Source organism: Leifsonia shinshuensis (assembly GCF_031456835.1).
Classification (GTDB): Bacteria; Actinomycetota; Actinomycetes; order Actinomycetales; family Microbacteriaceae; genus Leifsonia; species Leifsonia shinshuensis_C.
In genome coordinates, this window is record NZ_JAVDVK010000001.1 from 2,653,888 (window position 1) to 2,665,560 (window position 11,673).

At 70.9% G+C, this 11,673-nt stretch carries 16 protein-coding genes; 2 read left to right on the forward strand and 14 right to left on the reverse strand.

What is annotated here, in order from left to right:
- Positions 1-55: 55 nt before the first annotated feature.
- Positions 56-700: a septum formation family protein gene (locus J2W45_RS12835; RefSeq protein WP_310132460.1), complete on the reverse strand. Its 645-nt coding sequence runs from the start codon at positions 698-700 to the stop codon at positions 56-58.
- Between the two features lie 83 nt (positions 701-783).
- Between J2W45_RS12835 and J2W45_RS12840 the strand changes: the two genes are divergently transcribed.
- Positions 784-1,008, forward strand: coding sequence for a hypothetical protein (locus J2W45_RS12840; protein ID WP_310132461.1), 225 nt, complete (start codon positions 784-786; stop codon positions 1,006-1,008).
- A gap of 41 nt (positions 1,009-1,049) precedes the next feature.
- Here J2W45_RS12840 and J2W45_RS12845 read toward each other — a convergent pair whose 3' ends face one another.
- From J2W45_RS12845 to J2W45_RS12855, 3 genes are read right to left on the reverse strand one after another with little or no spacing between them, the layout of a single operon-like run.
- Positions 1,050-1,238: a hypothetical protein gene (locus J2W45_RS12845; RefSeq protein ID WP_310132464.1), complete on the reverse strand. Its 189-nt coding sequence runs from the start codon at positions 1,236-1,238 to the stop codon at positions 1,050-1,052.
- A 16-nt stretch (positions 1,239-1,254) separates the two neighbouring features.
- Positions 1,255-1,884, reverse strand: a complete 630-nt coding sequence (locus tag J2W45_RS12850; RefSeq protein WP_310132465.1) for a TMEM175 family protein — start codon at positions 1,882-1,884, stop codon at positions 1,255-1,257.
- Between the two features lie 48 nt (positions 1,885-1,932).
- The gene (locus J2W45_RS12855) at positions 1,933-2,613 is read right to left on the reverse strand and encodes a TetR/AcrR family transcriptional regulator (RefSeq protein ID WP_310132468.1); all 681 of its coding nucleotides are present in this window, start codon (positions 2,611-2,613) and stop codon (positions 1,933-1,935) included.
- 65 nt (positions 2,614-2,678) lie between these two features.
- Here J2W45_RS12855 and J2W45_RS12860 point away from each other — a divergent pair, with 65 nt between their 5' ends.
- Complete coding sequence (locus tag J2W45_RS12860; RefSeq protein WP_310132471.1) at positions 2,679-3,398, forward strand: DUF4386 domain-containing protein; 720 nt, start codon at positions 2,679-2,681, stop codon at positions 3,396-3,398.
- On the opposite strand, the gene csrA is transcribed toward J2W45_RS12860, so the two are convergent.
- The 10 genes from csrA to J2W45_RS12910 form a co-directional block, all read right to left on the reverse strand.
- Entirely contained in the window at positions 3,395-3,631 is a 237-nt protein-coding gene (gene csrA / locus J2W45_RS12865; RefSeq protein WP_310132473.1) for a carbon storage regulator CsrA, read from the reverse strand. The genes J2W45_RS12860 and csrA overlap by 4 nt on opposite strands.
- 9 nt (positions 3,632-3,640) lie before the next feature.
- Positions 3,641-4,366, reverse strand: coding sequence for a hypothetical protein (locus J2W45_RS12870; protein WP_310132475.1), 726 nt, complete (start codon positions 4,364-4,366; stop codon positions 3,641-3,643).
- On the reverse strand, positions 4,344-6,401 hold the full coding sequence (locus J2W45_RS12875) for a flagellar biosynthesis protein FlhA (RefSeq protein ID WP_310132477.1): 2,058 nt from the start codon (positions 6,399-6,401) through the stop codon (positions 4,344-4,346). Before J2W45_RS12875 ends, J2W45_RS12870 begins: the two co-directional genes overlap by 23 nt.
- Complete coding sequence (locus J2W45_RS12880; protein ID WP_310132479.1) at positions 6,398-7,492, reverse strand: EscU/YscU/HrcU family type III secretion system export apparatus switch protein; 1,095 nt, start codon at positions 7,490-7,492, stop codon at positions 6,398-6,400. Before J2W45_RS12880 ends, J2W45_RS12875 begins: the two co-directional genes overlap by 4 nt.
- Positions 7,489-8,250: a flagellar biosynthetic protein FliR gene (locus J2W45_RS12885; protein ID WP_310132481.1), complete on the reverse strand. Its 762-nt coding sequence runs from the start codon at positions 8,248-8,250 to the stop codon at positions 7,489-7,491. The genes J2W45_RS12880 and J2W45_RS12885 overlap by 4 nt, the downstream gene beginning before the upstream one ends.
- Positions 8,250-8,525 carry a flagellar biosynthesis protein FliQ gene (gene fliQ / locus J2W45_RS12890; RefSeq protein WP_310132483.1) on the reverse strand — a complete coding sequence of 92 codons (276 nt, stop codon included), beginning with the start codon at positions 8,523-8,525 and terminating at the stop codon, positions 8,250-8,252. Before fliQ ends, J2W45_RS12885 begins: the two co-directional genes overlap by 1 nt.
- Complete coding sequence (gene fliP / locus J2W45_RS12895) at positions 8,522-9,367, reverse strand: flagellar type III secretion system pore protein FliP (protein ID WP_396427118.1); 846 nt, start codon at positions 9,365-9,367, stop codon at positions 8,522-8,524. The genes fliQ and fliP overlap by 4 nt, the downstream gene beginning before the upstream one ends.
- Positions 9,368-9,390: 23 nt before the next feature.
- Positions 9,391-9,891: a flagellar biosynthetic protein FliO gene (gene fliO, locus J2W45_RS12900; protein WP_310132488.1), complete on the reverse strand. Its 501-nt coding sequence runs from the start codon at positions 9,889-9,891 to the stop codon at positions 9,391-9,393.
- 175 nt (positions 9,892-10,066) lie between these two features.
- Positions 10,067-10,777, reverse strand: a complete 711-nt coding sequence (gene fliN / locus J2W45_RS12905; protein WP_463675613.1) for a flagellar motor switch protein FliN — start codon at positions 10,775-10,777, stop codon at positions 10,067-10,069.
- Between the two features lie 9 nt (positions 10,778-10,786).
- Positions 10,787-11,671 carry a flagellar motor switch protein FliM gene (locus J2W45_RS12910; RefSeq protein ID WP_310132493.1) on the reverse strand — a complete coding sequence of 295 codons (885 nt, stop codon included), beginning with the start codon at positions 11,669-11,671 and terminating at the stop codon, positions 10,787-10,789.
- Positions 11,672-11,673: the final 2 nt, after the last annotated feature.

Here is an 11,673-nt window from a genome sequence, read left to right on the forward strand (position 1 = left end):
CGTGCGACGGGCGCAGACTACTCCGCGCGGGGTGGATGCGGCTACGGCGGCGAGGTCAGCCTCCCGCGAGCGCGCTGCCCGTCAGCTCGTGACGCGAGAAGGTGTAGACGAAGCAGTAGTACGAGCGGGCGCCGGTCGACCACTGCGCGGCCGTGCCGGGGTATCGGAGGTCGACCTGCACGTCCTCGTTCCAGACCGCGACCCAGTGCCAGTCGAGGTGCTGCTCGCAGAGGTCGCTGACCTGCGCGTCGAGCGCATCCGTACCGGGGAAGGGCGCGACGGCCGGCTGGGACAGCGTGCCCTTCCAGAGCAGCTGCGCGAGGTGCGGCGCCGAGCAGTCCACCACCGGGTAGGCGGGCGCCTCCTTGGAGTCGTATGTCTGCAGGCAGTCGCCGGCGGTGAGGGTGTCCAGCGCTTGCGCGGGGACGGTCGCCACATGGGTGGAAGTCGGACGGGGCGGCAGGCCGCGGGGCCCCGGGAGCGGTTCGAGGGTGTGCCGCGACACCGGCTGCGGCTCGGACGAGGCGGCCGACGAGGTGCCCGCGCTCGGGAAACCGACCGCTGCGAGCCCGACCGAGACGAGGACGCCGCCCACCGCCACGGTGGCGGCGACCAGCAGCATCCAGCCGCGGCGCGACATCCCCTCGACGGTGCGCCCGCCGGCGTGCGGGATGCGTTCGCGGCGTCGGTCGAGTCTCACACCGTCACCTTAGAGGCGGCGCCTTCGAACTGCGGTCCAGATGCCTGTGGTGGACGCGGGCTGCACGGCGTAGTGTCCGTCGTATGAGCAACCCAGAGCAGCCGATCGGCGACGCACGCGACAACCTCGAGGGCAGCTACACCGAGGTCGACGGGGAGGCGCCGCACGAGCGTACCGTCCACGGCCAGTACACCGAGACCGACGGCGTCGGCCCGGAGGACGTCACGGAAGGCACGTACACCGACGCGGACGAGCCCGTCGACGCACCGGAAGGCGAGTACACCGAGGGCGACTACGACGAGCCCTGAGTCCGGCGGGCGCGGGGCTCGCGGGCTCCGCGGTTGACGCCTCAGGCGTAGCGCTTGCGCGCCTTCTCGGCCTGCGCCTTCGCCTTCTTGCGCGCCTTCTTCACATCCGGCGAGTTCCAGAACGACGTGAAGGTCTCGGTGAGCTGCTCGTAGCGCTCACGGCCGGCGCGCGCGCCGAGGATGTACGCGGCCGCAACGACGGCCAGGATGACGAGGGTCTTTGGACGCATGCCTCGACGCTAAACCTCACGCAGCCTTCTGGGAAGGGCCGTACGCGAGCCTGTGGAGAAGCGCGTGCAGGGGCCCGGCGAGGAAGAGCAGGAACAGCCACCACAGGTTGATGGCGGGGATCAGGACGGCCAGGACGAGCGCCGCCGCCATGAGCAGGAGCTCGGCCAGACCGCGGGTCCGGTCGATGTCGGCGCGTGCCTCCTCGGTCATCAGGTCGGGATTCCGGACCAGCACGGTGCCGATGAGCCGCGTCGCCAGCGTCGCCAGCAGCATGTTCCCGATGTACAGGGCGTAGACCTCGGGCCGCTGACCCCCGCTCGCCGAGATCACGTTGGCGCTGAACGGGATCACCACGATCGCCAGCAGCCAGAGGAAGTTGAACCAGACGATCGCCGCGTTGTAGTCGCGGACCGTCTCGAAGATGCGGTGATGCACCACCCAGAACCGGGCGATGACGGCGAACGAGACGACGAACGCGAAGATCTCCCAGAAGTTCTCTCCGATGAACGCCCCGAACGAGGCGTGGCCGATCTGCGACGCTTCATCCACGAGCGGCAGGATGAGGATCGTGATCGCGATCGCGACGGTCGCGTCCGAGAAGTTGACCAGCCGGTCGAGCCCGCGTTCGGTCCTGATCACCGCCATGCGGTCATTCTGCCCCACGTGAGTCTGCTTCGCCGGTCGGCGGACGCGTCAGCCGGCGATCCACTCGGGGCGGAGGCGCTCGACGCCGTCCAGGATGAGGTCGAGCCCGGTCAGGAACTCCTCCTCGTAGTCGTACCCGGCCCGGGCGAGCTCGGCCGCCACTTCGAGCAGGTGGGGGAACCGCTGCGCGAGCTCCGGCGGCGTGGCCTCCAGTTTGCGGGCGGCGGCCTCCCCCGACTCCTCGGGGGTGCCGAACGGGAGCGTCTTCTCCTGCAGGGCGAACCCGTAGACGTACGCGTCGAGGGCCGAGGTGACGTGCACCGTCGTGCGGAAACCGAAGCCCGCGCCGCGCAGGCACCCCATCATCGCGTCGTGCTGGAAGAGGTTGGCGGGGCCGGGACGCATCCGTCCCTCCAGCAGCCCGACCGCCCACGGGTGGCGCCGCAGGGCGTCGCGCAGGGAGATCGACCGCCGGCGCATCGCCTCCCGCCAGCCGAGCTCCGGCGCAGGAGGCTCGACCTCCGCCCACACCCGGTCGACCATGCCGTCGAGAAGGTCCTCCTTGTTGGCGACGTGCTTGTAGAGGGCCATCGGAACGACGCCCAACCGCTGCGCGAGCTCCCGCATGCTGAGGCCGTCGAGGCCTTCGCTGTCGGCCAGGGCGACACCCGCATCGACGACCCGGTCGGGACTGAGCGGCTGGCGAGTCGGCGTCGCGTCCCTTGACATGGTGTACAGCGTACGCCTAGCCTGATCCCAACGCTGGTGTACGCCGTACACCTCGAAAGGACATCATGGACCCGGACCGTCGCCGCTCGCTCCTCGCGGGCGTGCTGTTCCTGCTCACCTTCGCCACCTCCATCCCCGGTGCACTGCTCTACGGGCCGGTGCTCACCGACCCGCGGTTCGTGCTCGGTGGAGGCTCCGCGACGCCCGTGCTCGCGGGCGCGCTCCTCGAGGTGGCGCTGATCATCGCCAACCTCGGCACCGCGCTCGCGCTCTACCCCGTCCTGCGCCGCACGAGTCCCTCGCTCGCGCTCGGCTATGTCGTGGCCCGGGTCATGGAGTCGACGCTCATCGCGGTCGGCATCCTCAGCCTGCTGTCGGTGGTGACACTGCGGGAGGACGCCGGCGGCGGCGCCACCGCATCCACCGTCGTCATCGCCCAGGCGCTGGTGGCCCTGCACGGCTGGACGTTCCTGCTCGGACCCGGCTTCGTCGTCGGCATCGGCAACGGCCTGATGCTCGGCTGGATGCTGCACCGCGCCCGGCTGGTGCCCCGCGGCTGGGCGTGGTTCGGGATGATCGGCGGCCCGCTGGTGTCGCTGTCCGGCGTGGCCGTGCTGCTCGGCGCCTACGACCAGGTGTCGGCCTGGTCGTTCGTCGCCACACTGCCGGAGGTCGTGTGGGAGCTGTTCCTCGGCATCTACCTCACGGTGCACGGCTTTCATGTGCCGAAGGCGCGGGAGGCGCGGCCGGTGGAGCTGGTGGGAGCGGTCGGCCAGGTCGGCTAGAGGCCGAGCGACTTCTTGATGAGCGACTCGGCGTCTTCCGTCTCCGCGGCGCGCTCCGTCGCCTCCTGGTTCGCCTCGGTGACGGCCTTCACGACCTCGTCGCGCTGGATGCGGATGCCGCGCGGCGCGTCGATGCCGATGCGGACGCCGTCCCCCCGCGCTTCGAGGATCGTCACGACGATGTCGTCGCCGATGAGCACCCGCTCCCCCGTCTTGCGCGTCAGTACCAGCATCCGCCCAGCCTATCCGCCGGGCGGGGCCTCCAGCCAGAGCACCGGCAGTCCGAGCCGGTGCACGGAGTCCGGAGTGAGGGTGCGGGAGGCGCCGGTCGCCACCAGCGCGTCCACCGCGAGCACCGCATCCAGCGCTCGCACCCACTCCGCCGTGTCCTCGTGCTTGCGGGAGACGTCGACCGCCGCCCACACCTGGTCGGGTGCGATCCCGGCGAGCTCGATGGCGACCGCGGGGACGGCGCCCGGACCGGCGAGCGGGAACGCCGCGACGACCGGGATCTCGCGGCGCACACCGGCGGCGCGTGCGGCGAGCGCGTCGCGCCGGTCGGCGACGCGCTGCACCTCCGCGGCGGCGTCCGCCGACGCGGCCAGCACACGGGCGGCGTCATGCACCTCGTCCCCGACGCCCACCACGAGCGTGAGGTCGCCGCGCCCGCGCAGCCGGGCGGGCGGCGCGCCCACCGGCGCCTGCGGCGGCATCTCCTCGTCGATCGTCCGGGGTTCGATCAGCGCCGACTCTGGCGCGAGTTGCGACGTGTAGTCACCACTTGTCGTGGATTCGCGCATCGACTCACGACTCGCGGCCAGCGGGCCGGTCGGCGCGGGGAGCTCCGGCGCGTCGACGGCCCGGACGAGGTCGTCGAGCACGGCCTGGAACGCCAGCGACGACGTCGAGACGGCCGGGAGCACCTCCTCGTCGCCGTCGACCCATTCAGGCCGCGATCGACTCCGCACCGCGGACCACCCCCACCGTCTCGATCGCGGCCTGGACGGCCGTCACCTCCTGGTACGACAGCACGGCGAGTCCGGCGATCTGCCCCGCGACCAGGCGGCGGATGGCCGGCCGAAGCGCCGGCGCGCACACCAGCACGGCCGACACTCCTGCGTCGTCCAGTCGGCCGGCCGTGTCGCGCAGCGAGGCGAGCACGCCCTCCAGCCGCACCGGGTCGAGCACGATCTGCGTCCCGCCCTCCGCCGGACGCAGGCCCTCGAGCATCGACTGCTCCAGCCCCGGGTCGATCATGATCACCCGCAGCGTTCCCGCGTCGATGTGCGGCGCGACGACCGCGGGTCCCAGGGCTGCGCGCGCAGCCTCCACCAGCCCCTCCGGGTCGTTCGACACCTTCGCCCGCAGGGTCAGCGCCTCCAGGATGCGGGGCAGGTCGTTGATCGGGACCTGCTCCGCGAGCAGCCCCTGCAGCACCCGCTGCACCTCCGCCAGTGACAGCAGGGCCGGGATGAGCTCCTCCACCGCGGGCGGGTTCACCTGCTTCACGCCCTCGGTGAGCAGGCGCACGTCCTCGCGGGTGAGCAGGCGCGCGGCGTTCGACGTGATGATCGACGACAGGTGCGTGATCAGCACCGACACCCGGTCGATCACGGTCGCGCCGCCGAGCTCGGCGCTGTGCCGCATCTCGGACGGGATCCACTTCGCCGGGAGGCCGAACACCGGCTCCACGGTCGGCGTGCCCGGCAGGTTGTCGAGCGCGTCGCCGAGGGCGAGCACCCGTCCCGACGGCGCCTGACCGCGACCCGCCTCCACGCCGGCGATCTTGATCACGTAGGTCGAGGGCGGCAGCTCGGCGCTGTCGCGCGTGCGCACCGGCGGCACGATGACGCCCAGTTCGAGCGCGATCTTGCGCCGCAGCGCGCGCACGCGGGCGAGCAGGTCGTCCGACGCGCCGCTGACGATGTCGACCAGGTCCGGCGCGAGGGTGATCTCGAGCGCGTGCACGCGCATCTGCTCGATCAGGTCCTCCGTCGTCTCGGCCTTCGTCGCGGTGGCCACGGCGTTCTGCGCGGCCTGCGCCTTCTTCGCCGCGTTCTGCGCCGTCTTCAGCCGCTGCGACGCCAGGATGAGGAACGCGCCGACGAGCACGAACGGGATGGGCGGCATCCCGGGGATGAGCGCCATCACGATCGCCGCGCATCCCGCGATCATCAGCGCGTTGCGCGACTGGCTGAGCTGGTTGCTCGCCGTCGTCCCCATCTCGGACTCGGCGTTCGACCGCGTCACGATCATGCCCGTCGACACCGCCATCAGCAGCGCGGGGATCTGCGACACGAGTCCGTCGCCGATGGTCAGCAGGGTGTACGAGTTGACGGCGTCGCCGAGCTCCATCCCGCGCTGGATCATCCCGATCGCGATGCCGCCGACGACGTTGATGACGATGATCAGGATGCCCGCGATCGCATCGCCCTTGACGAACTTCGAGGCGCCGTCCATCGCGCCGTAGAAGTCGGCCTCCGCCGAGACCTCCGCGCGACGGGCCCGCGCCTGCTCCTCCGTGATGAGCCCGGCGTTGAGGTCGGCGTCGATCGCCATCTGCTTGCCCGGCATCGCGTCGAGGGTGAAGCGGGCGCCCACCTCGGCGACGCGCTCCGCACCCTTGGTGACGACGATGAACTGGATGACCACCAGGATGAGGAACACGACCGCGCCGATGATGATCGACCCGCCGACCGCGACGTGCCCGAACGCCTGGATGACCTGGCCGGCGAACCCGTCGCCCAGCACCAGACGCGTGGAGGCGACGTTGAGTCCCAGCCGGAACAGCGTCGCGACCAGCAGCAGCGAGGGGAACACCGAGAAGTCGAGCGGCTTCTTGACGAACATCGTGGTGAGCAGGATGACCAGCGCCAGCATGATGTTGACGATGATGAGCAGGTCGAGCAGCCACGACGGCACGGGCACGACCAGCAGCATGATGATGCCGACCACCCCGATCGGCACGGCCAGTTTGGCGGCGAGGCCCTTGTTCGGCTTCATGACAGCCCTCCCTGCAGCTGGGGTCGCATCGTGTGGAATCCGGCCGCCGACCCGCGCTGCTTCAGCGACATGACGAACGCGAGCACACGGGCGACGGAGTTGTAGAGCTCGACCGGGATCTCGTCGCCGATCTGGCATCCGGCGTGCAGCGCCCGGGCGAGCGGGATGTCCTTGACGATCGGCACGCGCTCCTCCTCGGCCTTCTCGCGGATGCGCAGGGCGATGGCTCCCGCACCCTTCGCGACGACGCGCGGGGCGGACTTGCCCGGCTCGTACTTCACCGCCACCGCGATGTGCGTGGGGTTCACGAGCACCACATCCGCCCCTCCGATCGCCGCGATCATGCGGTTGCGGCTCATCGCCAGCTGGCGCGAGCGGCGCTGCGAGCGCACCAGCGGGTCGCCCTCGGTGTTCTTGTTCTCGTCCCGCAGCTCCTGCTTGCTCATGCGGGTGTGCTTGCGGTTGCGCCGCATGACGACCAGCACGTCCAGCCCGGCGAGCACGAGCCCGGCGCCGACCGCCGCCTGCAGGAGGCCGGCCGTGCCGCCGGACGCGGCCGAGAGCAGCGAGGCGAGAGGCATCGAGCCGGAGGTCAGCAGCACCGGCATGAGGCCCTGCACGACGAGGAACAGCCCGATCGCGACGACCGCGGACTTCAGCAGCGTCTTCGCGCCCTCCCAGAGCGCGCGCATCCCGAACACCCGCCCGATGCCCTGCACCAGGTTGAACTGCTCGTACTTGCCCTCGAGCTTCTTGAAGTGGATGCCGCCCTGCACCGCCGCGGCGCCGACGACCGCCAGCGCGCCCACCGCAAGCAGCGGTCCGATCGTCGCCATGATGCTGCCCAGGCCGTCGCCGAGCGCCGCGAGCGCCTTGGCCGGGTCGGGGCTCTCGATCACGGAGCGCACCGAGAACAGCTGGTCGATCGCCGCCGTGGACCCCGTCTGCATCGTGAACGGCAGCATCACCGCGGCGGCGCCGACGCCCACCCAGGCGGTGAGGTCCGTCGACTTGCCGAGGCGGCCCTTGGAGCGGGCCTCCTTCATCCGCTTGTCGGTCGCCTTCTCGGTGCGTTCCTGCGCGTCGCTCATCGGCCCACCCCCAGCATGATCTTGACGGCGGTGTCGGTGAGGCCCGAGACGACGCCGGGGAGCGCGACGAAGACGATGGCCGAGAGCACCACGGTGAGCATGATCTTCAGAGGGAAGCCGAGCGAGAAGGCGTTCAGCGCTGGGGCGACCCGGGTCAGGAGGCCGAGGCCCACGTCGGCGAGGAAGAGCACGACGATCAGCGGACCGGCGATCTGGAGGGCCGCCAGGAACATCTGCGTCACGCCGGTGACCATCTCCTTCGCCGGGTCGGCCATGCTCAGGCCGGTCGCGAGCGGGATGGCGTCGAAGGTGCGAATGAGACCGCCGATGATGAGCTGGTAACCGCCCGAGGCGAACAGCAGCGCCAAGGCGGTGAGCTGGAACATCCGGGTGAACTGCGCCCCGTTGATCATCGACTGCGGGTCGAACGCCTGCGCGAGCTGGAACCCGCCGAACAGGTCGATCAGGCTGCCGGCGGACTGGATGGCCGCGAAGACCAGGAAGACCAGGAACCCGAGCGTCGCGCCGACCGCGAGCTCCCGGATCATGTCCAACAGGAACGCCCCGGTGTCGCCGGACCGGTATCCCGCGCCGACCCGAGGCGCGACCGCGACCGCCAGGCCGATGGCGAGCATCCCCTTCACCTGCGCCGGGAACCCGTTGTACGAGAAGGGCGGCGCGATGACGAGGAACGCCACCATCCGCAGGGAGGCGAGCGCGATCGCCTCGATGGCGGCCAGGTCGATGGGGATGTTCATCAGCCGTGACCCAGCAGTTGCGGCAGCTTCTCGAAGAGGACGTGCGTGAAGGAGACGAGCTCGGAGATCATCCACTGGCCGCAGATGATCAGGGCGACGGCGACCGCGGCGGCCTTGGGCACGAACGAGAGCGTGACCTCCTGGATCTGCGTGATCGACTGCACCAGCGAGATGGCGAAGCCGACGACCAAGGCGGTGATCACGATCGGTGCGGCCAGCTTGGCCGTCACCAGGAGCCCCTGCATGGCGATGTCGAGGACCGCGTTCGGGTTCATCCGCCGCCTCCGTAGCTCGTGATGAGGCTCGTGATGATCAGTCCCCAGCCGTCGACCAGCACGAAGAGCAGGATCTTGAACGGCAGGGAGATCATCACCGGCGGGAGCATCATCATGCCCATCGACATCAGGGCGGCGGAGACGACCATGTCGATGACGAGGAACGGCACGAAGATGACGAAGCCGATGATGAAGGCCGCCCGCAGCTCGGAGATCATGAAGGCCGGGATGAGCGTCAGCAGCGGCACCGAGCTCATGTCCTTCGGGTTCGCCCGGCCCGCGGCGCGGGTCATCAGCGCGATGTCCTCCTCGCGCGTGTGCGACGCCATGAAGTGGCGGAGCGGCGCCTCGGCGGCGTGCGTCGCGGCCGTGAAGTCGATGTGGCCGGCGAGGTAGGGCTGCACGGCCGTGTTGTTGATGTCGACCAGCACCGGGCTCATGATGAACAGGCTCAGGAACAGGGCGAGACCGGCGAGCACCTGGTTCGGCGGGATGGACGGCAGCGCCAGCGCGTTCCGGGTGATCGCGAGCACCACGAAGATCTTGGTGAACGACGACATCATCAGCAGCAGGGCCGGAGCGACCGACAGCACGGTGATGCCGACGAGGGTCAGGATGGCCGCGCTCGGCGTGCCGTTCGGCCCGTTGATGTCGAGGGTGAGGCCGCCGCTGCCGCCCGACGGACCGGACGGACCGGAGGGAGTGGGAACCGGGGTCGGGACCGCGTGCGCGGCGTTCGCGCCCAGCAGGACGATGGCGACGGCGATCAGCGCGACCAGCACGCCGGCCAGCGCGAGACGGGGCAGCCGCCCGGCGCGCGCCGACACCCCCGGCGCCGTCACTCCCGGCGTCACTGCGCGCGCCCTCACTTCTTGGGGCGCACCGCCGAACTCGCCTGCCGCCATGTAGCCGGGGACAGGATCGAGCCTTTGAGTGCCTCGTCGAAGAGCGAGGCGCGTCCCTGCGCCGTGAGGAAGTCGGCATCCTGCCTGGTGGTCGTGGTGGTGCGGGTGGAGCTGGTGGTCCCGGTCGCCGCCAGGACCTCGTCATCCGAGTGCGTCTCGGCGTCCGCATCGCGGACGGGCTTGAGCGGGGTGACGTCCGCATCCTGCGGACGGTCGGAGGTGTGGAGCACGGAGACCTGGCGCTCGGTGACGCCGAGCACGAAGCGGTTGCCGTCCACATCCACGACGACGACCGACGCCTTCGCGCCGATCCCCTGCCGACCGACGACCGTGACCGCGTTGCCGCGGCGCCGGCGGGCCGTCGTGCGTCCCTTGCTCACGCGACGCTGCACGAACCACAGCAGCGCCACGATGACACCCAGCACGACGAGCACGCGCAGGGCGATGAACAGGGTCTCCACGCCCCCCTCTATCGGCCGGCCTCCCCGCTCCGTTAGCGCCTCCCGTCGCCTGCGCCCCTCGTCTTTCGTCGAGGTGCACGTCGTTGCGCGCGACACGCCGCGTGAGGGCACAACAAGGTGCACCTCGGCGAGATGGATGGGCGGACGGGGGGAGACCGGAGGGGACCCGACCGGGTCAGTCGAGGTCTTCGGCGGTGTCCAGGATCTTCGTGATGCGGACCGCGTAGTCCTGGTCGACCACGACGATCTCGCCGTGCGCGATCAGGCGACCGTTGAGCAGCACGTCCGCGGGCGACCCCGCCGAGCGGTCCAGCTCGATGACGGCGCCCGGCTCCATCGCCAGCACGTCGCGCACCGCCATGCGGGTGCGCCCGATCTCGACGGTGAGGGCCATCTCGACGTTGCTGATGCGCGCCAGCTTGCCGCCGAGCACGCCCGAGCCCGAGCGCTCGGCGACGGAGGCGCGGCCGCGCACCGCGAACCAGCCTGCGACGCCGGCCGGGCCGTTCAGGGCGAAGACGGTCGTGTGGGGGTCGGTGAACAGTTCCGCGGCGTCCTCCGCGCGGGCGTCGTCGAGCACACCGGCGCCGAACGTGTCGCTGGCCGCCTCGAGGGCCGGCTGCAGCACATCCTGCAGCGCCACGACGGGCGAGCCGTCCGCGCCCTCGTCCACCAGGTGCGGCGCCTCCAGCAGCACGACAGCGACATCGGCCGAGACCGCGCCGACGAACGTCGCGACGACCGCCTGCGCGCCGGCCGGCACGTCCGAGGCCTGCGTGAGCAGAGGCGTGAGCGGCATCCCGGTCGGGAGGACGCGGGCGACCGCGTCGGCGGCGGCCTGCGCCTGACCCAGGGAGAGTCCGGTGGAGGAGACGGTGCTGGTCATGCTCATGGTTCAGTCCTCTGTGTCGATGATCACGCAGGCGAGACGGGAGCCGCTCGAGCCGAGGCCGGCCGAGGCGACGGTCTGTCCGCCGACGGTGAGGTCGAAGGGTCGGTGCTGCGGGTGCGGCAGCGGAAGGAGGTCGCCGACGGACAGGCCGAGCACGACGCTCGGGCGGACCGTCGCGGGGGTGAGGCGCAGGGACACGTCGACCGGGACGCGCGCGAGCTGTGCATCCACCAGCTCCCGGGCGTTCTCGGTGCTGTGCGTTGGGTTCGTCTCGCCGAGCTGGGGCAGCACGGCCACCGCGGGGAGCGCGACCGTGGCACGGGCGACGTTCTCGCCCACGCGGAGCTCGAAGCCGGCCACGATCATCAGCTCGCTGGTGGCCGCCGCCTGCGCGAACTGGGAGTTGTACTGGATGGCGTCCACCGCGATCTGCGCGACCAGGATGGACCCCAGCGAGTACCGGAGGTCCTCCAGCGCGTCGTCCATCAGCCGCCGTACCAGCGCGTGCTCGATCTGGGTGAAGGTGCGCTCGTGGTCGACCGGGGTGCCCTGGCCGCCCAGCATCGCGTTCACCCAGGAGAGCGCCGCGACCGTGGGGAACTGGATGACCGCCTTCGGGGCGATGCCCTCCAGCTCGCACAGCACCATCGCGGTGGTCGCGGGCAGCGACGCCGCGTACTCGTCGTACGTCTGCATCTGCACGCTGTCGCACTCCACCTGGCTGAGCACGCGCACCTTCGCCGTCAGCTGGGTGCCCCACTGCCGCGCGAACGTCTCGAACGCCAGCTCGAGCACACGCGAGTGCTCGCGTGCGAGGGTCGTCGGCCGCCGGAAGTCGTAGACCGGCGCCTCGGGCGCATCCGGTGCCGGGGCCTGCAGAGTGGTCACGG

Excerpts from the sequence above, each read along its gene's own strand:
- fliN (WP_463675613.1), bottom strand. The coding sequence starts at position 10,777 with ATGACCAGCACCGTCTCCTCCACCGGACTCTCCCTGGGTCAGGCGCAG.
- J2W45_RS12885 (WP_310132481.1), bottom strand. The coding sequence starts at position 8,250 with ATGAACATCCCCATCGACCTGGCCGCCATCGAGGCGATCGCGCTCGCC.
- J2W45_RS12840 (WP_310132461.1), top strand. The coding sequence starts at position 784 with ATGAGCAACCCAGAGCAGCCGATCGGCGACGCACGCGACAACCTCGAG.
- J2W45_RS12880 (WP_310132479.1), bottom strand. The coding sequence starts at position 7,492 with ATGAGCGACGCGCAGGAACGCACCGAGAAGGCGACCGACAAGCGGATG.
- fliQ (WP_310132483.1), bottom strand. The coding sequence starts at position 8,525 with ATGAACCCGAACGCGGTCCTCGACATCGCCATGCAGGGGCTCCTGGTG.
- J2W45_RS12850 (WP_310132465.1), bottom strand. The coding sequence starts at position 1,884 with ATGGCGGTGATCAGGACCGAACGCGGGCTCGACCGGCTGGTCAACTTC.
- J2W45_RS12860 (WP_310132471.1), top strand. The coding sequence starts at position 2,679 with ATGGACCCGGACCGTCGCCGCTCGCTCCTCGCGGGCGTGCTGTTCCTG.
- J2W45_RS12845 (WP_310132464.1), bottom strand. The coding sequence starts at position 1,238 with ATGCGTCCAAAGACCCTCGTCATCCTGGCCGTCGTTGCGGCCGCGTAC.
- csrA (WP_310132473.1), bottom strand. The coding sequence starts at position 3,631 with ATGCTGGTACTGACGCGCAAGACGGGGGAGCGGGTGCTCATCGGCGAC.
- J2W45_RS12855 (WP_310132468.1), bottom strand. The coding sequence starts at position 2,613 with ATGTCAAGGGACGCGACGCCGACTCGCCAGCCGCTCAGTCCCGACCGG.
- J2W45_RS12875 (WP_310132477.1), bottom strand. The coding sequence starts at position 6,401 with ATGAAGCCGAACAAGGGCCTCGCCGCCAAACTGGCCGTGCCGATCGGG.